Source organism: Paraburkholderia phymatum STM815, from assembly GCF_000020045.1.
Taxonomy (GTDB): Bacteria; Pseudomonadota; Gammaproteobacteria; order Burkholderiales; family Burkholderiaceae; genus Paraburkholderia; species Paraburkholderia phymatum.
In genome coordinates this window covers 1,184,458-1,207,583 of sequence record NC_010622.1, presented here as the reverse complement: position 1 = coordinate 1,207,583, position 23,126 = coordinate 1,184,458, and the positions used below count along the sequence as shown (strand labels likewise).

Below are 23,126 nucleotides of genomic sequence, written 5' to 3'. Positions count from 1 at the left end.
TCAGTCATGCGTTGCGCCTGTGTCGGGGTAGCGTGTGGGTGGAGAAACGTGATGCTGACGTGTTGGCAGTGGGCTTCCAGCGGTACATCAGCACCTTGCCGCGCGCGTCTTCCTCGACGAACACGAGGTACTCGCCGTCGTTGCGCCGGGATGCGCTGATGCCGTTCGGCACGTCGACCCAGCCGGATGCGCGGCCCACTTCCGGGCCCGGCTGCATCGCGCCGACGGCCGTGCCCGTGTTCTTGTCGTAGACGTGCACGGTGCCGACGGGCTCGACGGCGAACACATACCGGCCTTCGACCGTGAGGCCGATCAGCGTGGATACCGGTTTCGCCCTGGTGTCCCACGGCAGCGGCAGCGTGTACCGCACCACGGGATTGCCGCTCGACCATTCGTCGTAGCGCACCAGCACGCGGCCCACTTCCTTCCAGAAGCCGCGGTCGAACGGGGCTTCGGGCGTGTAGCCCGTCACGTACATCGAATCGGTTTGCGGGTCGTAGATCGCGCGTTTGACTTCGCTGAACGGTGGCGGCACCGGGTACGCCGTCATGTCCGCATACGAGTAGATCGGGTTGCCCTTCGCATCGAGGCCGCCGAAGTGGAAGCGGTTGATACCTTTCGAATCGCGTGCGCGCCAGATGTCGCCGCGCGTATCGACCCACCAGCCCCAGCCGCCCGCGAGGTGCGTGCCCGTCGTATTCGGCGTGAATTCGTCGGCATCGAAAGAGCCGTTGCCGTTCGCGTCGCGCCAGATCCAGTCGCCGCCCTTCGGTGCGTTCGGCACCTTCAGCACCGCGCGCTCGCGGCCTGCGATGAAGCCCGAAGGCGTCGCAGTCTCGCCTTCGCGGCCGCCGTCGAAGCGATAGATCTTCAGATGATCCGCATACATGTCCGTGAGGAACAGGAACGTGCGTCCCTTCAGCTGCCGCGCGATGGGCAGCCCCGGCCACTGGTCGGTGTTGAAGACGGGATCGTCGGGATACCTGAAGCGGTTGGTCAGAAAACCCGCGTATTTCCATTGCTGGCCGGCAGGCTTCGACAGATCGAGCTCGAAACGCTTGTTGCCCGTATAGACGCTGTCGGGCCGGGCCGGGTCCATCCACGCGCCGTCGACGAACAGCAGCCCTTCGACCTGCCACAGCCGTCGGCCGTCGGGCGCATAGCTTTCGAGCGTCGCGCCGAGGCCGGCACCCGTCGGTTCGAAGCGCGGACCAACGCCGTTGGTCGCCACATAGACGTTGCCGCGCGCATCGACGCCCACGCCCGTCAGTCCGTTGAAACGCTGCGGTCCCGGTTTTCCGGCGACCCCGGAGAAGATGCCGCCGCGCTCGCCGAGCGTCGACGTCAGCGCATAGGCGCCGTCACGCTTGGCGAAGAACAGCACCTGCTGGCGCGGACCGTTATCGGCGATCAGCACGCGGCCCTGGCTGTCGACGGCGACATCGACGGCGACGGAATCGGCGGGCAATGGCAAGTCGTCTTTCAGGCGCTGGCCGTCGGCAGCGAAATGCGCGGCCTGCGGCCGCGCGCCTCGCGTGTCCGTCAGCACCCACAACGTACCGTCGCCCGCGCGTGCGATACGGCCCGGAGCGGACACGCTCCATTGCGACTTGCGCTGCATCGACTCGGCGTCGTAAACCTCGATGCGGTTCTGCGACGTATTGGATGCATAGAGCGTCGTGTCGCTGGCGGCGAGACCGTTGATGTCGCCGCGCATGCCCGTCGGCACGTCGTTGACGAGCTGGAACCCGGCAGCGGCCTTTGCGTGCGGATCGAGGTTGTTCACCGCGGGCTGGAAGGCCGCGACGCGTGTCGTATCGCCGATCTGGCGTCGCGAGATGCCGTACCACTGGCGGCCTTTATCAGGCCACACGCCCTGTCCGACCAGATGCCCCTTCTCGTTGCCGACGCCGACGGCCACATACGCGTAGCGCCCGTTGACGGCAATCGCGTTGCCGCCGCTTTGGCCCCAGCCATGCGTGCCGCCCGCGAAGCCGAGCATCTTGCCGTTCTGATAGACGCTCGTTTCCGCACCGCTCTCGTCCCACGGCGCATTCGTATAGACCTTACCGTCCGGCGCGACCGCGAGCGCGGTGATGTTGATCTGCGTCCAGCTGCCGTCGCCGAACCCGAACGTATTGCCGATCCACGACGTCTGCACGTTCAGCGCGGGTTCCGCGAACGCGTGCAGCGTGGCGAGCAAGGCAAGCGCGCACAGCGCGCGGGCAGGCAGGGGTCGAGGCAACGCAGATTCTCCAGTCGAGGCGAAATAGAGGCACGCGATCGGCATGCAGCGCCGGATGCGATGCGCAAATGCGCAAGGAAAGTGCGATGCGTGCGCAATGGCGTTAAAGCGCAATGCGCCAATCAGCGCTTTAAGATAATTGCAAATAATTGGTCCGGTAAATCGCAAATAATTCAAATTTATTCGCGCATTGAAGCATGCATAAAGAAATCCGAAAAAAATCGGCTTGCCTATTTTTCAAGCAATTACGGCTGAGAAAAATGGGATAAGTTACCGATTCGGCGATCATGAAGGTACTTATTTCCGATTTTTTTTGCAAAACGGCGTCGAGGTAGAGGCACTCGTATTCGCATACAAAAAAGCGATTTTTATTAATCGAATCAATTCGTTTATTTCATTCCAGTTTTTTAGCGTTTTTCTGTACCTACAATAAAACCCGTTTTTGCCGTCTTCATGGTGATCGCCTTGCGACACCGTGCATGGCCCTTCGAATGCCGCATCAGGCGCATACACGGACGCTCATGACAGTCAGCACCCTGCCCGCCACGTCTTCGCATCACCGACGCATCGTTCAGCTCGACGGCCTGCGCGCGATCGCCGTGCTCGCCGTCTTCGCACAGCACGCGCTGAAGGCGCCGCTGTGGATGGGCGTCGACCTGTTCTTCGTGCTGAGCGGCTTTCTGATCACGGGCATCCTGCTCGAACGCAAGGCGCGGCAGCAGTCGTATTTCAGCTACTTCTATGCGCGCCGTGTGCGGCGCATCCTGCCGCCGTATCTGCTGCTGATGCTGGTGTCGTCGCTGTTGTTCGGCCTGGGCTGGGCGCAGCACTGGCCGTGGTACGCATTTTTTGCGACGAACGTCGCCGATGCCCTCGGCCAAAGCGGTCACGACAGCCTGAATGTGCTGTGGTCGCTCGCGGTCGAAGAGCAGTTCTATATCTTCTGGCCGTTCGTGATCCTGCTCGTGCCCGAGCGGTGGGTCGGATATGTCGCGGCTGCGCTGATTCTGTTCGTCCCGGTGCTGCGCGCTGTCGCGACGCCGTGGTTCGATTCGTTCTGGCCAATCTATTACCTGACGCCGTTCCGCATGGATCTGCTCGCGGCAGGCGCGCTGCTCGCCGTCGCCGTGCGGCGCGATGCGAATGCGCTGGCGCCGTTCAAGGCGCCCGCCGCGCTCGGCATCTGCGCGGCGCTCGCCGTGCTCGCGTGGCTGCATCTGCATTACCCGCGTTTTCGCGCGGCCAATACGCCGCTGTCGAATGCTGGCCTGTATAGCGTGTCGCTTGTGCTGTGCACGTCGATCGTCGTGATCGCGCTGCAGAGCAAAGGCATCGTCAAGCGCGTGCTGTGCAACCCGATGCTCGTCTATATCGGCACGATCAGCTACACGATCTATCTGATCCACCTGAGCGTTCTCTACGTGCTCTGGCCGCTGCACACGAACCGCTACGTGACGGCTGCGCTGGCACTGGCGATCACGCTCGCGTATGCCAGCGCGTCGTGGTTCGGCTTCGAGCGGCGCCTGATTCACGGCAGCGCGTCGCCGGGCCGCCGGCCGCATGAAGAAGAACGCGAGACACCGCTGCACGCGGCGCGCGAAGCCTCGAGGACGAGCGCTTGAAGCCCGCCTCGATGCGCCGCGCGGCGCTTTGCGCGCTGGCCGTCGCCGCGACGTTGGCGAGCGCCGATGAACGCACACGCACGCCCTCGCAGTCGTCAGTGCTGGTCGAAGCATACGGCGACTCGACGACACTCGGCATCTCGTGCAGCGGCGGACATTGCGCGCCGTGCGCCGACAACGCAGTGACGTATCTGCAGGAGCAACTACGCGCGAAGTATGGCGAGCGCGTGTACGTCGTCAACGACGGCGTCGGCGGGACGATGGCGACGCAACTGCGCGACGGCACGGGGCCGGGGCGCAAAGGCGCGTGGAAAGACCGCCTCGCTGCATCGATTGCGCAGATCGTCACGATCAACTACGGCATTAACGAAGTGATGCACAACCAGACGCCCGAGCAGTTCTATCTGGCTGAAACGGATCTGGTGAAGACGGCGCAGGCCCTCGGCAAGCTGCCCGTGTTGCAGACGTCGAACCCCATGCCCGATGGCCGCCTGAATGCGCGCCTCGCCGATATGGTCGCGATGACGCGGCGCGTCGCAGCCGAACAGCAGGTGCCCCTCGTCGATCACTACGCCGACATCTCCGCGATGGCCGACTGGAAAACGCATATGTCGGACGGCGCACATCCGAAGCCCGAGCTGTATCGCGTGAAAGCGCGCGAGGACTTCCAGGTGATCGATCCGCTCGTGCGGCGCCTGCTCGGCGTGCCCGCGCTGTCGGAAGGCGAGACGCCGCGTTCCCCTTCCCCTCCTCATTCAACTTCAGACAACCCGACGAGAGGCAACTCATGACCACACAACGCAAAGCCATCATCACAGGCGTATCCGGGCAGGACGGCGCCTATCTGACGAAGCTGCTGCTCAGCAAGGGCTATCAGGTCACGGGCACGTATCGCCGCACCAGTTCCGTCAATTTCTGGCGCATGGAAGAACTGGGCGTGATGGACAACCCGCATCTGCAACTCGTCGAACACGATCTGACGGACGCCGGTTCGACGCTGCGCCTGCTCGATACGGTGCAGGCTGACGAACTCTACAATCTCGCCGCGCAAAGCTTCGTCGGCGTGTCGTTCGACCAGCCTTCGACGACGGCGCAAGTGACGGGCGTGGGCGTGCTCAACCTGCTCGAAGGCATCCGCACGGTGAATCCGCAGATGCGTTTCTATCAGGCATCCACGTCGGAGATGTTCGGCAAGGTGCAGGCCGTGCCGCAAGCCGAGGACACGCCGTTCTATCCGCGCAGCCCCTATGGTGTTGCGAAGCTGTTCGCGCACTGGTCGACGATCAACTATCGCGAGTCGTACGGCATGTTCGCGACAAGCGGCATTCTGTTCAATCACGAGTCGCCGCTGCGCGGCCGCGAGTTCGTCACGCGCAAGATCACCGACACCGTCGCGAAGATCAAGCTCGGCAAGGCCGACGTGCTCGAACTCGGCAATCTCGATGCCAAGCGCGACTGGGGCTTCGCGCTCGAGTACGTGGAAGGCATGTGGCGCATGCTGCAAGCGGATGAACCGGACACCTACGTGCTCGCGACGAACCGTACGGAGACGGTGCGCGACTTCGTGAAGATGGCGTTTGCAGCGGCGGGCTATCAGCTCGAATGGACGGGCCGCGACGAGCGCGAGACGGGCATCGACATCTCGACGGGCAAGACGCTGATTCGCGTGAATCCGCGCTTCTACCGCCCCGCCGAAGTCGACCTGCTGATCGGCTGCGCGGACAAAGCGCGTGAAAAGCTCGGCTGGCGTCCGCAGACGTCGCTCGAACAACTGTGCCGGATGATGGTGGAGGCGGATATCGCGCGGAACCAGAACGGCGTGTCATGCTGACATCCGTCGACGAGCAAGGGGCACGTAAAGCGCCCTTTGTTTTACCCGATTGACCCGATTGCTAGAGTAGCTTGCGGTCGACCTGCGGCACCATCGGCGCGAATTGCAGCAGACGGTCGGCCTGTGCGCCGATGAACCTGGCGATCGTCTGCACCAGCGCGCGCTCGTCGGCAATGTAGACGTGCGAGCGCGCGAGTTCAGGCGCAAGCGCCTTCGCGGCCTGCGCCATCCGCGCCATTTCGCGCGCGAGAAAGCGCGGCGCCGTGCCCGTGCGCTGCGCAAAATCCGCGAGCGCGAACGGCGTGATCTCTTCGAGGCGGAATGCCTCGCCGTAGCCCATCGCCATGTCCTGCTCGACCTGCTCTCCGTATGCATTGACAGAGACGAGGTCGTACAGCGGCGCGGGATCGAGGCCGCCGCCATGCACGAAGAACGACAGGTTCTTGCCGTGCGCATCGCTGTTGCCGATCAGCAGCTGAAAGAGCGCCCAGCGGATCATGAAGGTACGCGCCGCAGCCGGGTTGTCCAGATGCCGCTGGAGCGAAAACAGCTTCTCGAAGCTGACGCCTTCGCGGATGTTGCGCACGTCCTGCGTATTGCCGAAATTGCGTTCGTATTTGAACGACACGGGCAAGTCGAGCGCCTGGCAGCCGTCGATCACATGCCGGCGGCGCACGGCTTCGACCGACTCGCCATCCGCGGCGTCGAGCACGACGCTGCGGTCGAAGCGCTGGATCAGCAGGATCGGCTCGGGAATGCGCCGGATCGCCACGGGCGCGGTCTGCAAGCCCATGCGCGACGCGAGCGTCATGCAGTAATGCTCGTTGGCGACCATGCACGGCGTCACGGGACTGCGCGATTCCGGCTTGAGAATATGCGTCGAACTCAGCGGCCCGTCGGCGAGCGCGATGCGATCGCCCTCCAGCAGCACCTGCAGCTTGTCCTGATAGCCCGCCACCGACAGACGCACTTTGCCGTCCCACACAGGAAACGGAATCGCGTCGCGCTCGCGGATGCGCTGGCTCAGTTCGTCGGGCGAAATTGCCCTGCGCGCCGGCGGTTGTTCGCCGGCGCCCCGCTCGATGGGCTCGCCCGCTTCGCCGGAAGCGAGAAAACTCAGCGCGCCGACGGGCTCCTTGCCGAGCATGCGGATGAGGCCATAGATGTTGTCCTTCGACACCTGATAGACGACGGACGCCACGTCCAGCGCCCGCCCCTCCGGCAGCAGATTCGCGATGAAGCGATGCACTGCGCCGCCAGCCGGTTCTGCACCCGACAGCGGAATGTGCGGTGACAACGGGAACGCATTCCGGCGTGCCGTCCAGTTTCCGTCGTATGCGAAACGATAGAGGGTTTGCCTCGCGTCGAAGTCCAGACGGCCCACGGCACCTTCGTGCGTCGTGACATGCAGGGTGTGCAGCATCAGGACTGCTCCCGCGTCGGGCTCGCGCCGGCAAGCGGTTCCACGGCATCGAGCACCGCGCTGGTCTGCTGGTTCGTGAACACCAGCAGGTTCAGGCCGAGGCCGTCCAGCACCTTGAACAGCTTGTCGAGGCTCACGGAGCGGCCGTTTTCGAGGCGCGACAGCACGTCTTTCGACACACCGAGCATGTCCGCCGCGTCGTCGATGCGCAGCGCGCTTTGCGCGCGCCGGTTGCGCACTAGACGGCCCAGGGCGGCCATGTCCCGTGCCAATGGCGTGACGGCAGTCGGCCGAGGTAAAGTGCGAGCCATAGTTCCGATATTTTAGGAATTAAGCAATCTGCCGCATGGTTAGACAGATAACGGCGAGAATATCGGAATTATTGCGTCAAATCGCGCTCAGCGTCAATAATTCCTATAATTCAGGAATTATGGGTCGAAACGACGGCCCGCGCTCGATAGTTCCTGAAATACCGGAAATATGAGGCGATGAGCGCTTCTCACGTGCGCCCACCACCCAAAGAAAAAGGACGGCCTCGCGGCCGTCCCGTTCGTCACTTCGCCTCGCCGTCGCAGCGGCTGGCGACTACGCTGCCTGAATCGCCTCGTTATACACGGCCGCGACACGCTTCGCGATCACGGGGTTGTCGAAGTGGGCCCGTGCATAAGCGCGGCAGGCATCGGCATCCGGCAGTCGGATGGAGCCGTCGAACGCCCTCGCGAGGCCGTCGGCAATCGCGTCCGCGCCCGTCGACGGCAGCACGAGATCCTGCGACAGCCCCGCCACCGCTTCCGGCAGACCGCCCACGGGCGTCACCAGCACGGGCGTGCCCGACGCCAGCGATTCGACGGTAATCAGGCCGAAGCCTTCGAGCGCGACCGTCGGCACGACGCTGATATCCGCCGCGCGATACAGCGACGCCAACTGCTCGTCGGGCACGAAGCCAAGCAGCTTCACGTTGTCGCCGAGCCCCGCATCGTCGATACGCTGCTGCAACGCTTGCTGCAGGCGGCCCTTGCCCGCGATCAGCAGCAGCACATCGGGCTGGCGGCGCTTGACGATCTTCACCGCGTCGATCAGATCTTCGAGGCCCATGCGCCGCACGAGGCGCCGCACGGCCAGCACGATGGGCCTTCCCAACGGCAGTTGCAGGCGCAGACGCGCTTCGTTTTGCGTGAGGGGCAGATTGAACTGGTCGACGTTCACGCAGCCGGGCACGACGCGCACGCGGTCGGCGGGAATGCCGTAACGCGACGTGAGAATGCGGCCGAATGCGTCGGACAGCACGATCAGCCGCGACGAGCGCGCGTACACCGCCTGCTCCAGATAGCGCTTCGCGCGCTGGCCGAGCGAATCGGCGCCTTCGACGTGGCTCTCGTCGGCCCACGGCCCCTGAAAGTGAGACACCTGCGGAATACCGCGCGTCACGTCGAGACCCGGAAAGGTGTACAGCGCGAAGTGAGACGAGATCACGTCGGGGCGCTGCTCGCGAATCTCGCGGCGCAGCGCGCGGCGCGCGGCCATCAGGCGCAGGGGCAGCGATTGCGCTGCCGGGCCGAAGCCGTTGATTGCGCCGTTGGTGTCCTGCGCGACGCGCTCCGAGCCCGCGACGACGCCGCGCACTTCGACGCCGGCGCCGGGCAGCGCGCCGATCAGCGAGTAGTACATGCGGTCGAGACCGCCCGCGCGCTCGGGAAACCAGTGCATGCCGATTTGCAGCGATTTGATGGAACGAGTGGTCATGGTGTGTGCCTTCCTTGTCGTTTGTCGATGTACGCGAGAGCGTGATGCGCATCAGGCGCGGTCCGCGCCTTGCGGTCCTGCGAGCGCGTTCGCCGGCAGCGCGTCGGCATCGGCGTCGTTGTGGTCGAGTGTCGTCGCGCGGCGGCGGTCTTCGCGCCGCCCCGCGATCTGTCGATACAGCGCGATGTACTGCTGCGCCATGCGCGCCCAGCCGAAGCCCGTCGCGAGTTCGTTGGCCGCGCGGCCCATCGCAAGGCGTTCGTCGTCGTTCGACGCGAGCTTGCCGACAGCCTGCGCGAGCGCTTTGGGGTCGTCGGGATCGTCGAGCACGATGCCGCACGCGGGCGTGATGATCTCCGCCCCGCCCGCCGTATGCGCGGTGACGACGGGCAGGCCCGCCGCCATCGCTTCGAGCAGCGACAGGCTCATCGCCTCATAGCGCGACGGAAACACGTACGCATCGACGGAATGCATCAGCACGGGCATCTCTTTCACGAGTCCCAGAAAATGCACGCGATGCGCGATGCCCAGCGCCTTCGCTTCGTCGGGGTACGGACTGCCGGGCAGATAACCCGCTACCGCGAGGTGCACGCGCTCGGGCAGATCCGTGAGCGCCTTCAGCACGGTGCCGAGATTCTTGCGCGGCGTGCGCAGGTCGCCCACGAACAGCAGCAGGAACCTGTCCTCGGGCAGCCTGAAGCGCGAGCGGTCGCCTTCGGCGGCGGCGAAGCCCTGCGTGTCGACGCCGTTGTAGATCACGTCGAGCCGGTTGCGCGGCGTGAGCCCGATCGCGGCGATCTCCGCCGCGACCTTCTGCGACACGGCCGTGATCACGCGCGAGCGCCGGTAGGCCCAGCCTTCGAGCGCGGCATTGGCGCGCGTATAGACGAACTGATACGCGGACCACAGCCCCTGGCCGAGGCCGAACGGGTAGTACCGGCTCCTGAACCAGCCGCTATGCACGAAGTGCGCGGTGTTCACGTCGGCGGGCATCCAGGTGATGAAGCCGTTCACGTGCAGCACGTCGTACTCGCGCCGATGCATGCGCAGCCACCACGCGCTCTTGAGCGCGAACACCTGCTGGCGCAGCAGATTGGTCGGCCAGAAGCGCCCGATCTTCACGGGCACCCACTTCACGAGCGGGTGCTGCAGCAGTTCGGGCGCGACATGCGAGGCGACCAGCGTGACCTCGATGTTCTCGTCGAGCGCCGCGCGCGCGATCTCGTGATTGACGCGGCCCTGCCCGTCGTTATGACGCACCACGTGCGTGACGATGGCAACTCTCACTCAGCGGCCTCCATGAAAGAATGATTGGCGGCGCCCGTTCAGCTTCTGATAGTGCGCCGCGGAAAGAATCGAGAACACGCCCATGAACAGCAGCAGGCCGCCCGTGCCGACGAGCGAATTGGTGAACACGAGCATCGCGAAGATCGCGAGCGCGAGCGACAGCGACGCCGATGCGAACTTGTCGTCGCGCAGCCTGAACGACGCGCGCAGCGCGCGCATCAGCAGCCAGATCACGCCCGACATGTACAGCAGCGTGCCCGGCCAGCCGAGCACGAACGGAATGTTCATCACGCCGCTGTCGAAGTTGCCGTACTGGCCGAGCTGGCCGCCGTCGCTGGAGAGCTTCGTCGAGGTGCCCGTCGCGCCCAGCCCTTCGCCCGTCACGTCCGTGAATGCCGTCTTCGCGAAGGTCGCGTAGAACTCGTTGCGCGCGGCGTAGCTCTGGTCGTCGTGCAGATTGACGATCGTGTCGAGGCGCGCCTGCATCCGCTCGGCGACGGGACCGACGGCGAGCAGCGGCACGCACAGGCCTGTCAGCAGCACCGCGCTCGCGACGATGCGCATGCGCACCTTGTTGTCCGACTTCACGAGCTGGATGAGCATCGCGATCACCCAGCCGCCCCACGTCGAGCGCACCAGCGACAGGCAGAACGACAGGAAGCCGAACGCGCCCGCCAGCCAGCGCACGCGATGGTTCGCGGCCATCACGTAGACCATCGCGCCCATCATCGCGAGCGCGAACGGACCCGACGAATTCATCGTGCTGAACACGCGCACGCCGAACGGCACCGGGTCGCCCTGCGAGTTCATCTGCGAGCCGAGCATCCACAGCGCGTCCCACTGCGGCATGATGAAAAACTGCACGAGGCCGTAGCCTCCCATCAGCAGCATGCCCCAGATGAAGGTGTTGACGATGGTCTCGCGGAACACCGGGTACTGGCGCGAGTGCGCCATGATGTGAAAGCCGATCAGGAGCGGATACACCCAGTTGGCGAGGTCGTACAGCGCCGCGAGCGGCCCCGCCGACACCACGCCGATCACGAACGCATACGCGAGTCCGCCGAGCACCAGCAGCACGGGCAAGCCACGCCGTTGCGCAAGCATGGGGTAGAAGCGGATCAGCGAGAGCCCGCTGATCATCGTGACGGCGAGCGGCGCGACCTGGATCAGGCTGGTTGGCGTGAACGCGCCTTTGGACCAGTCGGCGAGACGCCGCACTTCGGGGCTCAGGAACCACAGCCACCACATGTAGCCGACATATTTCGCGGGCGCCTTGAAGTACAGCCAGAACCCGACGGCGATCGACAGCACCGGGAACGCGAGCGTGAGCACCGTGCCCTGGTGCGCGACGATCAGCATCGCCGTGACGAGCCACAGCAACGCAGGCGGCAGCCAGTCGCGGCGCTCGCGCCTGACGGCGCGCGACGTGCCCTCGATGCCCGCTCGTGCAATCGACGACATCGCTTACCGCCCTCCCCGGCTCTGCGACGGCACGGCGTCGGCTTGATGCGTGTGTCCGTGCTCGCGTTCGCGCTTGCCCTGCTGCGCCGTCCGACCGCGCCGGCGCAGCAGGTCGCGCGTGATCCTCACGTGCTGCTGCGCATAGTGCTGCGTCGTGTGATCGCGCGACACGAGTTCGGCCGCAGCCGCCTGCGCCTGTTGCAGCGCGTCGCCTGGCGACATCATCAGGCCAAGCAGCGCATCGCGCAGCGCGTCGGCGTCGAATGGCGGCACGTACGCCGCCGCGCGCGACGAAAAGTAATCCTGCAGCCCGCCCACATTCGTCACGACCATCGGCTTGCCGACCGCGGCCGCCTCGAGCATCACCGTGATGCCCGACGCATGCGTGTTCGGCCGCAGCGGCACGACGATCACGTCGGCCCAGCCGTACAGTTCGCGCTGCTTCCCGAGGCCCGCTGCCGGCGCGACGTGCACGTTCGGCGAATGCAGCGAACGCGCAATGCGCCGCCGCGTCGCGAGCCGCACCGTAAAGCGCGGGTCGTTGCCCACGGCCTTGATCAGCGTTTCCCAGTCACGGTCGCGATCGTTGCCAATGGCCGCGATGCGCAACGGCGTGCCCGGTTGCCATTGCTGCGGCGGCTGCACCGGGAAATCACGCGTGTTCAGCCCGTAAAACAGCTGCGTGGCGTCGCGATCGAAGTAGTCGCGGCACAGTTCGGCGTTCTCGCGCGCGAGCGTCGTCAGCAGGTCGGCACGCCCGATCAGCTTGCGATAGAACCAGCGCCGCAGCGCGCCATATTGCTGCCACTTGTCGATCAGCCACACGCTTTGCGCGACCAGCAGCGGCTGCCGGGTGTCGTCGTGGCGCTTGCCGCTCATCATCAGCAGCAGCGCGGCGGACAGCCATTCGTGTTCGGTGTGCGTCCAGATCACGTCGGAGCGCAGCATCTCGTCGCGGTTGCGCAGTGTGTGGATCAGATCGAAGCCGAGCATCGTCTTCAGCGCGCGGCGCACGAGGCGCACGGGCCTGCTTTCCGGCACGTCCTGCGAGTAGCTGAGCTGGAATTCGTCCGACTCCGCATGGTGATAGCCATACAGGCAGCCGATGTCCTCGCCCTTGCGATAGAAGCGCGGATCGGCGCCGTAAAACAGATGCACATGGACCCTCGTCGTCATGCGTGCACCCCCGTGCCCGTGCCGCGATGCGCTGCGTACGCGCGCCGCGCTTCGCGTGCGCCCGTACGCACGGCATGCCAGCGCGCGAGCTTCGTGCGCGCGCTTTTCGAACCCAGCGCCAGCATGGCATGCAAGGCGCCCGGATACACGCGGGTGCCGACGAGGGCATACCACCACCATGCAACTTCGCGTTGTGCGGGCGGCAGCTGCTCGTGCAGGATCAGATGCAGGTTGTACGCGGCGTTGCGCACGGCCGTCATCGACTGCGCGTCGCGACGGTCGTCGTCGAAACGCTCGGCGGGGAAATGATCGACGGCGACGCGCGGATCGTAGACCAGCTTCCAGCCCGCGTTCTTCACGCTCATGCTGAATGCCATGTCGTTGTGCACCTGCGCACCCGCGCCGCGCAACCGGCCGTCGAAGCGGATCGAGCGGATCGCGTCGCGCCGGTAGCTCATGTTCGCGCCCTTGAGCAGATCGACTTCGCGCGCTTCGCCCACGCCCAGATGATGGTTGCCGATGATCTTGCCCGAGCGCATCAGCTTGCCGACGAGAAAACGCGAGCCGTCGAGCACGCCGCCCTTCTGATGCACCCAGTCGCGGCCGCCGAGCGCGCCTAGCCGCGCGTCGGCTTCGAAGGCCGCGCCGATGCGGCGCACCCAGTCGGCGTGCGGCGCGGCATCGTCGTCGGTGATCGCGATCACGTCGCCCGTCGCGGCGTCGAGGCCGCAATTGAGGGCGGCCACCTGGCCGGGCAGTTCAACGGGCGCGAGGGTCAGCGGCAACGCGCCGACCACGAGGGGATCGGCGAGGCACGCGTGCGTCGCTTCGTCGTCGGGACGCGCCACCACGACGACTTCGTCGGGCACGCGCTCCTGCTTCTGCAAGGCCGCGAGGCAGCGCGCGAGGTCTTGCGGCCGGCGGTATGTCGGCACCAGTACCGTTATCTTCATCCTGTACTCTCCGTGGCTTGTCGACGGCGCATGCGCCCCGCCGCACCGGCAAGGCGCGCTGCGCATCAGGTGCTCAGGTATTCCTGTACGGCCGCATAGCTGCGGTCGTAGTTGCCGCGCGCGCGCGGCGGCATCGCGTTGAAGATCGCGCCCTGCACGTGCACGCCCGCTGAATGCAGGCGCTTCAACGCATCGGCGATCTCGCCTTCGCTGTGCATGCCCGAGCGCACGACGAAGAAGGTCGAACCCGCATAGCCGCCGATGATCGACGCGTCGGTCACGGCCAGCACGGGCGGCGTGTCGATCAGGATCACGTCGTAACGCTTGGCCAGTCCATCGAGGTACTGAGGCAAGCGAGGCGACATCAGCAGCTCGGACGGATTCGGCGGACGGCGGCCGCACGAGATGAACGAGAGGTTGTCGATCTCCGTCGCGCGCACTGCTTCTTCCAGCGAAATCTGTCCGCTCAGCAGTTCCGACAGACCGTTGTCCGGCGAGCCGCCCACATGCTTTTCAAGCGCGCCGCGCCGCATGTCGCCGTCGATCATCAGCACCCGCTTGCCCGAATGCGCGAGCAGCACGCCCAGGTTGATCGTCAGGAAGCTCTTGCCGACGCCCGGCAGCGGGCCCGTGAACATCACGATGCGATTGCGCGCGTCCTGCAGCGTGAACTGCATCGACGTGCGCAGGCTGCGCAGGCTTTCGATGCACACGTCCTTCGGCTTGGCGTTCGCGAGCACCGCACGCTCGCGCGCGCCGCCGCGCACCGCGGCGTTTTCGAGCAGCGCCTGTTCAGCCGACAGCGGCACCAGACCGTACACGGGCAGATGAAACGCGCGCTCGACCGTCTCCGGGTCGTCGATGCCCTTGAACATATTGCGGCGCAGGAACACGAAGCCGGTGCCGACGATCAACCCGAGAATCGTCGCCGCCGACAAGATCAGCACCTTCTTCGGCTTGATGGGCGAACCGGGACGCAGCGCCGCGTCGACGATATGCACGTTGCCGCCCGTGCCCGCCTTTTGCACCGACAGCTCCTGCACGCGGTTGAGCAGCAGCACGTAGATGTCTTCCGCGACCTTCGCGTCGCGCTGCAACTGCACGGCCTTCACTTCCGTCGCGGGCAGATCGCGGAAACGGTCCGCGTATTTGGTGCGCTGCGCCTGCAGCTCGGCCATCTGCTGCTGCGCGGCCTTGATCATCGGGTGATCGTCGCCATAGCGCTGTTCGAGCTGGGAAATCTGCAGACGCAAGGCCGAAATCTGCTGCTCGTACTGCACGCTGCCTTCCAGATAGACCTTCGCCTCGTCGCTCGCGTTGATCGAGCCGCTCTTGCTCTGATACGCCGTCAACGCGGCTTCCGCGTGTTCGAGATCGGACTTGAGGCGCGGCTCTTCGCTCTTCAGGAAGTCGAGCATGCGGCTCGCGTCGGCCTGCTTGGTGCGAATGTGCTCGAGCAGATACGACTGCGCAAGTGCATTGGCGACGGCGGCGGCGTGCTCGGGGCTTTGGTCTTCTAGTGAGATCGAGATCACGCCCGTCTGCTTGCCCTGCTCCTGCACGTTGATCGCGGACTGGAACGCGGCGATCGCGTCCAGATCGTTCGCGCGCATCACAGTGAACTGTGTGCCCGGACGGGCCACCAGCTGCTTCACGAACAGCGTGACGCCGCCGCCCTGCGCGGGCTCGCCTGCCTGGCCGCGCAACAGCAGCTGGCCGTCGGGCGTCATCAGCGTATAGCGGCCGTTGTCCATTGCGGTGAGGATCAGCTTCTGGCCTTCGAGCGCGGGCGTCACGTCAATCGAATCGACAGCAGCCACTTCGCCGCCCCAGGCATAGCTGCCGAGGCCGAGCCACGGCTTGGCGGGCTGACCTGGCGTCGCGACACGCGCGGCGAGACTGCCGAGAATGGGCAGCGTCTTCGGCGTCACCGAGAAGTTGAGCTTCATTTGCTGCACCACGGGCGCGACGACGCCCCGGCTCTTGATCATTTCGATCTCGGCGTCGGTGGGGATCGTGTTCTGCCCCGTCGAGATCGTTGCGCCCGTCTGCGTCTGCGTGAGCGCCTGCGATGTGTTGTCCGACGCCTCCACGCGCACGTGCGCATCGGCCGAATACACGGGCTTCGCGACATAGCAGTAGAAGCCGGCCATCGCGACGATGGTCGCCGCGATGCCGATCAGCCACCCGATGTCGTCGATGATCACCTGCAGCAGTTGGCCGAGGACCACGTCCTCTTCTTCGGTTCTGGCCTGCATGGCCAGTTGTGGATTCGCTTGAGTGCTCACTTGGATACTCGCTTGAGTGCTCAGGGTTGACCCGGGTCGGGTCGCCGCCCGCATCCGGCGCGTTGCATCCGTCCTGTTCGGGATGCGAAGCGCCGGCATGCGGGCAGCGGTTCAGGCAACGCGTCCGCAACGGAATGCCGATGCAGACGTCGATGAAGGCATCAGCGCGTCAACTGCTTCAGATAGAACAGCGTCTGCACCGTCGGCAGCACCTGCTGCAACACGCGGTTGAACGTCGTCGAGGCGGCCGTGCCGACGTACACCACGTCCATCGGCTGCAGTTCGAATTGCGACGACAGCATGATCGCGTCGGGCTGCGTCATGTCGAGGCGATACACGTCTGGCGTGGTCGGCTTGTCCTTCATGCCGCGCATCACGTAGATCTGGCGCGGGTTGGCGTCGGTGTCGAGAATGCCGCCCGCCTGCGTGAGCGCATCGGCGATGGTCAGCTCGCCCTTGTTCATCGGCACGGGGATCGGCGTTTTCACTTCGCCCATCACGAAGATGCGCGTGTCGCTGCGGTCCGGCACGTTGACGATGTCGCCCGGTTCGAGCATCACGTTCTGCGTCGCGTCGCCCTTGTCGAGCATGCGGTTCGCGTCGAGCACATAGAGCTTGCCCTTGCGCGTGAGACGCACGCGCTGCAGATCCGCGTTGTCCGTCGAGCCGCCCGAGCGGGTGATCGCGTCGACCAGCGTGAGCGGCACATCGGACAGCGCGAGCGGGCCCGGCGTCTTCACGTCGCCCGTCACCTGCACCTTCTGACTGCGGTAAGACAGCACGCGCACGTCGACTTGCGGGTCACGGATGTACGGCACGAGCTTCTTCGACAGCTCGTCGCGGATTTGCGCCGTCGTCCGCCCCGACGCGCGGATTCGGCCGACGAATGGGAAATAGATCGTGCCGTCGGGCGCGACCGTCTGCCCATACGGATCGGCCTGGCCAGGCAGTGCCTGCGTGTACGGCTGCTGCAACGCGCCGCCGAGCGTCTGCGTGGTGTTGCCGCCCGAGGACAGCGTGCTGCCGTTCGGCGTCGTCAGTTCCGGGTGGTCCCACACGGTGATGCCGAGAATGTCCTGTGGCGCGATGCGATAGACGTACTGGGTCGGATCGGCAAACGGACCCGGCGGCGGCAGCACCTGATGCGCGATCGCGTCCGCCGTTTGTGCCTGCTGCTTCTGGATGACGGAGGCATCGATCAGCGTGACCGGGTACGTCTCAGCAGGCTTGTTCTGCTGGTCTTCCTTCAGGCGCGACGTGTCGAGGTAGTTCCCCGGCGCGGTCGCGCATGCCGACAGAAAAGTCGTCAGCGCAAGAGATATCGTGATGTGTCGTTTCAGCATATTTTGTTCAGCCATCCCATGACGAGGTGTTCGATGTGCGCGAGGCTGTCGCGATACACGGCTTCGTCGCGTCCGTGCGGATCGACGACGTCGGCGCTGCCGCACGCGTCCCACTTGCCGAGCGAGTACACCTTGCCGCGCGAAGTGGGTTCGAGGTCTTCCACGTCTTTTACTTGCCGCTGTTCGGTGACGAGAATCAGGTCCGCATCGCGCACGCTGCGGCGATCGAGCCGCCGTGAGCGATGCCCGCCCGTCGTGCCGCCATCGACGCCGCGTTCTTCGAGAAGACGCCGCATCACGGGGTCCATGCCATGTCCGTCGATCGCGCGCAGACCCGCCGAGCGAAACGCGATGGGCCGCGCGCCGCGTCCGTGTTGCCGGGAACGGAACAGCCACTCGGCGGCGGGCGAGCGGCACACGTTGGCATGGCAGACGATCAGCACGTTCGCGAACATGGGCGGCCTCCGTACAGGTCGATGAGGTCTTGCAGCGTTACAGCGCGGCGGCCGTCGCCAGCGTCGTCAACGACGGGGCCGCGTCGTGCGGCGTGCGTTGCAGCTGCGCGGCCCGACGGCCGATCGCGTGATACTCGATGCCGAGTTCGCGCATCGCCTCCGGTTCGTACAGGTTGCGGCCGTCGAAAATCAGCGGCGTCTTCAATTGCGCCTTCAGGCTGTCGAAGTCCGGGCTCTTGAAGACCTTCCATTCGGTGAGGATCACGAGCGCGTCGGCCTGGGCGGCCGCCTGCATCTCTTCGTCGGCGAACGCGAGACGCGCGAGCTGCTGCGGCTTGCCTTGCAGATCGAGCGCGAACACCCGCTTCGCTTCGTCGATGGCAACAGGGTCATAGGCGACGACCTTCGCGCCGCGGGCGAGCAGTTCGGCGATCAGCGCACGGCTCGGCGCTTCGCGCATGTCGTCCGTGTTCGGCTTGAACGCCAGGCCCCAGACGGCGAACGTGCGGTCCGACAAGTCCTCGCCCATGTGCGCGACGATCTTCTGCGCGACGATCCTCTTCTGCGTCTCGTTGACGGCTTCCACGGCTTCGAGAATGCGCAGGCTGTGGCCCATCTCGCTACCCGTGCGGATCAGCGCCTGCACGTCCTTCGGGAAGCACGAGCCGCCGTAGCCGCAGCCCGCGTACAGGAAGTCGTAGCCGATGCGCGGGTCCGAGCCCATGCCGCGGCGCACAGCTTCGATATCGGCACCGACGCGATCGGCGAGATTCGCGAGGTCGTTCATGAACGAGATGCGCGTGGCGAGCATGGCGTTGGCCGCGTACTTCGTGAATTCGGCGGAGCGCACGTCCATGTACAGCGTGCGCTCGCGATTGCGGTTGAACGGCGCGTAGAGACGCTTCATCAGCTCGCGTGCCTTTTCGCCCGGCACATCGTCGTCGCAGCCAAGGATGATGCGGTCCGGGCGCGTGAAGTCTTCGACGGCGGCGCCCTCTTTCAGAAATTCGGGATTCGACACGACCGAGAACATCTGCTGCAGGCCGCGCTGGTCGAGCTCGTCCTGCACGGCATGCGCGACGCGGCGCGCGGTGCCGACGGGCACCGTCGACTTGTCGACGATCACCTTGAAGCCGTTCATGTGACGGCCGATGTTGCGCGCGGCGGCCAGCACGTATTGCAGGTCGGCCGAGCCGTCCTCGTCGGGTGGCGTGCCGACGGCGATGAACTGGATGTCGCCATGCGCGACGGCCGCTTCGATATTCGTCGAAAACGTCAGGCGCCCCGCCTTGCGGTTGCGCGCGATGATTTCCAGCAGACCCGGCTCATGAATCGGCACGCCGCCGTTATTCAGCACGTCGATCTTGCGCTGATCGACGTCGAGGCAGAATACGTCGTGACCGATGTCGGCCAGACAGGCGCCCGTCACGAGGCCCACGTATCCGGTTCCCACGATCGTCAGGTTCATGAATTACACCTCGGAGATTGAATGGTTTAGTGAATGCGGAACGGCCGGTGTTGCCGCTGTGTTGTGCGTGGCGCGCGGCGCTCAGTACGCGTTGCTGCCCACGAAGCCCTTCCAGAACGTCAGGCCGACGATCTTCAGGTCGAGCCAGAAGCTCCAGTGCTGCATGTAGTACAGATCGAGCCTCACGCGCCCCATCATCTTTTCGATGCGGTCGGTTTCGCCGCGATAGCCGTTGATCTGCGCCCAGCCGGTGATGCCGGGCTTGATCCGGTAGCGGTGCATGTAGCCCTTCACCAGATCCTTGTAGATGTCGTCGTGTTCGAGCGCATGCGGGCGCGGTCCGACCACGGACATTTCGCCGCGCAGCACGTTGATGAACTGCGGCAGCTCGTCGAGGCTCGTGCGGCGCAGGAATGCGCCAACGGGCGTGATGCGCGGATCCCGGCGCGTGGCCTGGGTGATCCGGCCCGCCTCTTCCTTGTGCACCTTCATCGAGCGGAACTTGAAAATCTCGAACTCGCGTCCGTCGATGCCCTTGCGCCGCTGGCGGAAGAACACGGGGCCCGGCGAAGACAGCTTCACGGCCGCGGCGATCGCGAGCATCACGGGCGCGAGCATCGTCAGCGCAGCAAGCGCGAACAGCCGGTCGAACACGCGCTTGGGTAGCACGCGCAGATCGGTGATCGGCGACGCGGCGAGATTGATTGCGGGCACGCCGAGCAGATCGACCATCGGCTGGCTGAACAGCGTCAGGCTCCGTACGTCCGGAATGAAACGGATGTTCACGAAGTCGTGGCGGAATTCCATCACGAAGCGATGGATGATTTTCTCCTTCGACATCGGCAGCGCCATCCACAACTCGCGCACCGAGCGGCGGCGCATTTCGTCGATCATCGCTGCGTAGTCGCGCTGCACGGGCACGCCTTCGATCGCTTCCACTGCGTCGGTGTCTTCGTAGTGGCTGCGTGAATCGTCCTCGTCGTAGACGAGCACCGGGCTGAAACCCGCTTCGGGACGGCTGCGCATCTGCTCGATCAGGAACTTGCCATACGGCGCGCCGCCGACGATGGCCACCTTCTTCTGGTTGTAGCCCTCGCGGCGCAGGCCGCGCAGCACGGCGTGCACGCCCGCCTTGGTGACGATCAGCAGCACGACCGTGGCGACGGCCCAATACGCGAGCCACAGACGCGACAGCAGGTCCGCGCGGTGCACGCTGAAGCTCATCAGGACGCCCGTCACCTCGACCATGATCCAGCCCATCGTCACGCGCCACAGCAGGTCGTACAGCGGTTTGCCGCGCCACGACTGATACACGCCGAGCGCGGGAAAGAACAGGATCACGAGCAGGCAGTCGAACGCGAGCGACACACTCTGCATGTCGTCGAGCCACACGAAGCCCTGCGCATGCACTGCAGCCGCAATCAGCGCGCCGAGCGCGACCATGCCGATGTCGATGATTCTCGATAGAACGCTCAGCATCTGCTGCACCTCGCCTCGTCTGTCAGTCCAATCAAGTTCTATTCGCGTCCGTTTGAATCTGGTTGCCGCCGCATTCGCATTTGAATGCAATCGGCCCATTGGGTCGGCGCATTCGATAAAGAAGCGAATTGCTTACCAGATCGATAGACGCCGATGGGTAAATACCCCTCTACAAGGCTCAATAAAGCGGCATTAAAATTCCGCCGGCAAGGCCGCAAAAAATCTCAAAATGTATCGGTAGAAATTTCTGATTTTTTTCTGCTTTTAGTAGGTAATTATTGCTGGCCTATGCGAAATGATGCCGCATTTTGCGCCGCCCAGCCTTGGGTTTCCATAGAATCGCCTGCATACGGTGCCAGATGTGCTGCCCCACGCGTCCGTTATCCTGCCGTGTACCTGCCACCCGCTTGTGGCATGTCAATTTTTATTCCATTTATTTTTAATTATTCAAGCATTGATAAATTAGTCGCCAATTAATGATGGACATTTTTATCGTAATTATTTAATAGAAATTGAACGCGGATTTATTGACGCATTACGACGTGATAAAAACGGAGCCATTCATCCCGCTTCGAGGAGTTATCACCATGACTGCTACGGCGTCAGCCGTCGAGAATCGACAGGCGAATTCATCCTGCCTCAACGTGAAGCTCAAGGTTCATCCTGTGATCCTTGCCGGCGGATCAGGCACGCGCCTGTGGCCGATGTCGCGCGAACAGCATCCGAAGCAGCTGATCGGCCTGCTTGGCGAAGACTCGCTGCTGCAATCGACGACCCGTCGCCTCGACGGACTCGATGCCGGCTACCCCGTCGCGGAACAGCTGGTGGTGGTCTGCAACGAAGAGCACCGCTTCACGACGGCCGAACAGCTTCGCCTGAGCGGCGTGCAGAGCCGTCTGATTCTCGAACCGTGCGCCCGCGACACGGCGCCGGCGCTGACGATCGCCGCGCTCTCGGTACTCGCGCACGACGAGGACGGCATTATGGTCGTGATGCCCGCCGATCACGCTGTCACCCATCCCGAAGGATTTCATGCCGCCGTTGCTACCGGCGTGCAGCACGCGGCCAACGGCCACATCGTGACGATGGGCATCGTGCCCTCGCGTGCGGAAACGGGTTATGGCTACATTCGCATCGGCGCACGGTTGCCTGCGCGCGAAGGCGTAATCGACGCGCATCAACTGGATCGCTTCGTCGAAAAGCCGCACTACGAACTCGCGCAGCACTATGTCGAGTCGAAAGAGTACTGGTGGAACAGCGGCATCTTCATTCTGCGTGCGTCGACGTGGCTCCAGGCGGTGCGCCATTTCCAGCCTGAGATTGCCGAAGCCTGCGAAGCCGCGTATGCGCAAGGCACGACCGACGGCGAATTCTTTCGCGTGCGGCGCGACGCGTTTGGCGGCTGTCCGTCGAATTCGATCGACTACGCGGTGATGGAAAAACTCGGCAACGACACGTCTGTCTGCTCCGGTGTCGTCGTGCCGCTCGAGGCCGGCTGGTCCGATGTCGGTTCATGGGACGCGATCTGGGACATCCTGCCGAAAGACGGCGACCAGAACGTCGCCCGCGGCAATGTGATGTTCGAAGGCGCGGCATCGACGTTCGCGCATTCCGAAGGACGCCTGATCGCCTGCGTGGGCACGCAGGATCTCGTCGTCGTCGAAACGGACGACGCGATTCTTGTCGCCGACAAGCGCCGCGTGCAGGACGTGAAGAAAGTGGTTGGCCGAATCCGCGAGAAGCACGGCGCGGAAGCCGTGAACCATCGCAAGGTGCACCGCCCGTGGGGCCACTACGATTCCGTCGACATGGGCGAACGCTTCCAGGTGAAGCGCATTGTGGTGAAGCCGGGCGCGCAGTTGTCGCTGCAGATGCATCACCATCGCGCGGAACACTGGATCGTTGTACGCGGCACGGCACTTGTCACGCGCGGCGAAGAGCGCTTCATCGTCTCCGAAAACGAATCGGCGTACATTCCGCTTGGCATCAAGCATCGGCTGGAAAATCCCGGCAAGATGCCGCTCGAGATCATCGAGGTGCAATCGGGCTCGTATCTCGGCGAAGACGACATTGTGCGCTTCGACGACACGTACGGACGTCAATAACGCATCGCGCGGTGACGGGTTGCTGCCCGTCACCGCTTCTCCATGTCGTCGGAAGTGCGTCGAGTGAAATGCGCAAGCGACGCGCGTGATGCGCGAGCTTCGAATCTGGACAGATTTTGAGCGGGCACTGCGTGGTCACCGGGTGATAACCGGGCGGCGGAACAGCGCGGCTCGCGACCGACTTGCAAGCCATCCGTACCCGCCATCCTTTGGTAACCGGTTGCAGCACAGCGTCGAACGATGGCGT

The 23,126-nt window shown here is 64.5% G+C and carries 18 protein-coding genes; 5 read left to right on the top strand and 13 right to left on the bottom strand.

Annotated elements, in window-relative coordinates:
- Positions 1-4 precede the first annotated feature (4 nt).
- The gene (locus tag BPHY_RS05440; RefSeq protein ID WP_012400475.1) at positions 5-2,290 is read right to left on the bottom strand and encodes a hypothetical protein; all 2,286 of its coding nucleotides are present in this window, start codon (positions 2,288-2,290) and stop codon (positions 5-7) included.
- Positions 2,291-2,766: 476 nt separating this feature from the next.
- Here BPHY_RS05440 and BPHY_RS05435 point away from each other — a divergent pair, with 476 nt between their 5' ends.
- Genes BPHY_RS05435 through gmd form a run of 3 tightly spaced genes read left to right on the top strand, consistent with a single transcriptional unit; the run spans position 2,767 to position 5,698 of the window.
- Positions 2,767-3,867 (top strand): acyltransferase family protein, encoded by a 1,101-nt coding sequence (locus BPHY_RS05435; RefSeq protein ID WP_012400474.1) that lies wholly within the window; start codon positions 2,767-2,769, stop codon positions 3,865-3,867.
- 11 nt (positions 3,868-3,878) lie between these two features.
- Entirely contained in the window at positions 3,879-4,658 is a 780-nt protein-coding gene (locus tag BPHY_RS05430) for an SGNH/GDSL hydrolase family protein (RefSeq protein WP_012400473.1), read from the top strand.
- Positions 4,655-5,698: a GDP-mannose 4,6-dehydratase gene (gmd, locus tag BPHY_RS05425; protein ID WP_012400472.1), complete on the top strand. Its 1,044-nt coding sequence runs from the start codon at positions 4,655-4,657 to the stop codon at positions 5,696-5,698. The genes BPHY_RS05430 and gmd overlap by 4 nt, the downstream gene beginning before the upstream one ends.
- Before the next feature lie 61 nt (positions 5,699-5,759).
- Here the strand turns inward: gmd and BPHY_RS05420 are convergent, their stop codons facing one another.
- The 12 genes from BPHY_RS05420 to BPHY_RS05365 all read right to left on the bottom strand — a co-directional run bounded on the left by BPHY_RS05420 (position 5,760) and on the right by BPHY_RS05365 (position 20,774).
- A complete protein-coding gene (locus tag BPHY_RS05420; protein ID WP_012400471.1) occupies positions 5,760-7,121 on the bottom strand; it encodes a HipA domain-containing protein in 1,362 nt (453 codons plus the stop codon).
- The gene (locus tag BPHY_RS05415; RefSeq protein WP_012400470.1) at positions 7,121-7,381 is read right to left on the bottom strand and encodes a helix-turn-helix domain-containing protein; all 261 of its coding nucleotides are present in this window, start codon (positions 7,379-7,381) and stop codon (positions 7,121-7,123) included. Before BPHY_RS05415 ends, BPHY_RS05420 begins: the two co-directional genes overlap by 1 nt.
- Before the next feature lie 325 nt (positions 7,382-7,706).
- Complete coding sequence (locus BPHY_RS05410; RefSeq protein ID WP_012400469.1) at positions 7,707-8,864, bottom strand: glycosyltransferase family 4 protein; 1,158 nt, start codon at positions 8,862-8,864, stop codon at positions 7,707-7,709.
- Positions 8,865-8,915: 51 nt separating this feature from the next.
- Positions 8,916-10,151 carry a glycosyltransferase family 4 protein gene (locus BPHY_RS05405; RefSeq protein ID WP_012400468.1) on the bottom strand — a complete coding sequence of 412 codons (1,236 nt, stop codon included), beginning with the start codon at positions 10,149-10,151 and terminating at the stop codon, positions 8,916-8,918.
- Entirely contained in the window at positions 10,152-11,612 is a 1,461-nt protein-coding gene (locus BPHY_RS05400; RefSeq protein ID WP_012400467.1) for a glucose-6-phosphate isomerase, read from the bottom strand.
- A 3-nt stretch (positions 11,613-11,615) separates the two neighbouring features.
- Positions 11,616-12,788 carry a glycosyltransferase gene (locus BPHY_RS05395; protein WP_012400466.1) on the bottom strand — a complete coding sequence of 391 codons (1,173 nt, stop codon included), beginning with the start codon at positions 12,786-12,788 and terminating at the stop codon, positions 11,616-11,618.
- Positions 12,785-13,741, bottom strand: a complete 957-nt coding sequence (locus tag BPHY_RS05390; protein WP_012400465.1) for a glycosyltransferase family 2 protein — start codon at positions 13,739-13,741, stop codon at positions 12,785-12,787. The genes BPHY_RS05395 and BPHY_RS05390 overlap by 4 nt, the downstream gene beginning before the upstream one ends.
- 65 nt (positions 13,742-13,806) lie before the next feature.
- A complete protein-coding gene (locus BPHY_RS05385; protein ID WP_012400464.1) occupies positions 13,807-15,999 on the bottom strand; it encodes a polysaccharide biosynthesis tyrosine autokinase in 2,193 nt (730 codons plus the stop codon).
- A gap of 191 nt (positions 16,000-16,190) precedes the next feature.
- Positions 16,191-17,372, bottom strand: a complete 1,182-nt coding sequence (locus tag BPHY_RS05380; RefSeq protein ID WP_012400463.1) for a polysaccharide biosynthesis/export family protein — start codon at positions 17,370-17,372, stop codon at positions 16,191-16,193.
- Complete coding sequence (locus tag BPHY_RS05375; RefSeq protein WP_012400462.1) at positions 17,366-17,827, bottom strand: arsenate reductase/protein-tyrosine-phosphatase family protein; 462 nt, start codon at positions 17,825-17,827, stop codon at positions 17,366-17,368. Before BPHY_RS05375 ends, BPHY_RS05380 begins: the two co-directional genes overlap by 7 nt.
- 37 nt (positions 17,828-17,864) lie before the next feature.
- The gene (locus BPHY_RS05370) at positions 17,865-19,295 is read right to left on the bottom strand and encodes a UDP-glucose dehydrogenase family protein (protein WP_012400461.1); all 1,431 of its coding nucleotides are present in this window, start codon (positions 19,293-19,295) and stop codon (positions 17,865-17,867) included.
- 81 nt (positions 19,296-19,376) lie between these two features.
- Positions 19,377-20,774 (bottom strand): undecaprenyl-phosphate glucose phosphotransferase, encoded by a 1,398-nt coding sequence (locus tag BPHY_RS05365; RefSeq protein ID WP_012400460.1) that lies wholly within the window; start codon positions 20,772-20,774, stop codon positions 19,377-19,379.
- A 153-nt stretch (positions 20,775-20,927) separates the two neighbouring features.
- Here BPHY_RS05365 and BPHY_RS41625 point away from each other — a divergent pair, with 153 nt between their 5' ends.
- Both BPHY_RS41625 and BPHY_RS05360 read left to right on the top strand, forming a co-directional pair.
- Complete coding sequence (locus BPHY_RS41625) at positions 20,928-21,251, top strand: hypothetical protein (protein WP_157686508.1); 324 nt, start codon at positions 20,928-20,930, stop codon at positions 21,249-21,251.
- Positions 21,252-21,361: 110 nt separating this feature from the next.
- Entirely contained in the window at positions 21,362-22,879 is a 1,518-nt protein-coding gene (locus BPHY_RS05360; RefSeq protein WP_012400459.1) for a mannose-1-phosphate guanylyltransferase/mannose-6-phosphate isomerase, read from the top strand.
- Positions 22,880-23,126 lie beyond the last annotated feature (247 nt).

What these genes read in the sequence shown, in the direction of transcription:
- BPHY_RS05440 (WP_012400475.1), bottom strand. Translation starts at nt 2,290, where the DNA reads ATGCCGATCGCGTGCCTCTATTTCGCCTCGACTGGAGAATCTGCGTTG.
- BPHY_RS05435 (WP_012400474.1), top strand. Translation starts at nt 2,767, where the DNA reads ATGACAGTCAGCACCCTGCCCGCCACGTCTTCGCATCACCGACGCATC.
- BPHY_RS05430 (WP_012400473.1), top strand. Translation starts at nt 3,879, where the DNA reads ATGCGCCGCGCGGCGCTTTGCGCGCTGGCCGTCGCCGCGACGTTGGCG.
- gmd (WP_012400472.1), top strand. Translation starts at nt 4,655, where the DNA reads ATGACCACACAACGCAAAGCCATCATCACAGGCGTATCCGGGCAGGAC.
- BPHY_RS05420 (WP_012400471.1), bottom strand. Translation starts at nt 7,121, where the DNA reads ATGCTGCACACCCTGCATGTCACGACGCACGAAGGTGCCGTGGGCCGT.
- BPHY_RS05415 (WP_012400470.1), bottom strand. Translation starts at nt 7,381, where the DNA reads ATGGCCGCCCTGGGCCGTCTAGTGCGCAACCGGCGCGCGCAAAGCGCG.
- BPHY_RS05410 (WP_012400469.1), bottom strand. Translation starts at nt 8,864, where the DNA reads ATGACCACTCGTTCCATCAAATCGCTGCAAATCGGCATGCACTGGTTT.
- BPHY_RS05400 (WP_012400467.1), bottom strand. Translation starts at nt 11,612, where the DNA reads ATGTCGTCGATTGCACGAGCGGGCATCGAGGGCACGTCGCGCGCCGTC.
- BPHY_RS05395 (WP_012400466.1), bottom strand. Translation starts at nt 12,788, where the DNA reads ATGACGACGAGGGTCCATGTGCATCTGTTTTACGGCGCCGATCCGCGC.
- BPHY_RS05390 (WP_012400465.1), bottom strand. Translation starts at nt 13,741, where the DNA reads ATGAAGATAACGGTACTGGTGCCGACATACCGCCGGCCGCAAGACCTC.
- BPHY_RS05385 (WP_012400464.1), bottom strand. Translation starts at nt 15,999, where the DNA reads ATGCAGGCCAGAACCGAAGAAGAGGACGTGGTCCTCGGCCAACTGCTG.
- BPHY_RS05380 (WP_012400463.1), bottom strand. Translation starts at nt 17,372, where the DNA reads ATGCTGAAACGACACATCACGATATCTCTTGCGCTGACGACTTTTCTG.
- BPHY_RS05375 (WP_012400462.1), bottom strand. Translation starts at nt 17,827, where the DNA reads ATGTTCGCGAACGTGCTGATCGTCTGCCATGCCAACGTGTGCCGCTCG.
- BPHY_RS05370 (WP_012400461.1), bottom strand. Translation starts at nt 19,295, where the DNA reads ATGAACCTGACGATCGTGGGAACCGGATACGTGGGCCTCGTGACGGGC.
- BPHY_RS05365 (WP_012400460.1), bottom strand. Translation starts at nt 20,774, where the DNA reads ATGCTGAGCGTTCTATCGAGAATCATCGACATCGGCATGGTCGCGCTC.
- BPHY_RS41625 (WP_157686508.1), top strand. Translation starts at nt 20,928, where the DNA reads ATGGGTAAATACCCCTCTACAAGGCTCAATAAAGCGGCATTAAAATTC.
- BPHY_RS05360 (WP_012400459.1), top strand. Translation starts at nt 21,362, where the DNA reads ATGACTGCTACGGCGTCAGCCGTCGAGAATCGACAGGCGAATTCATCC.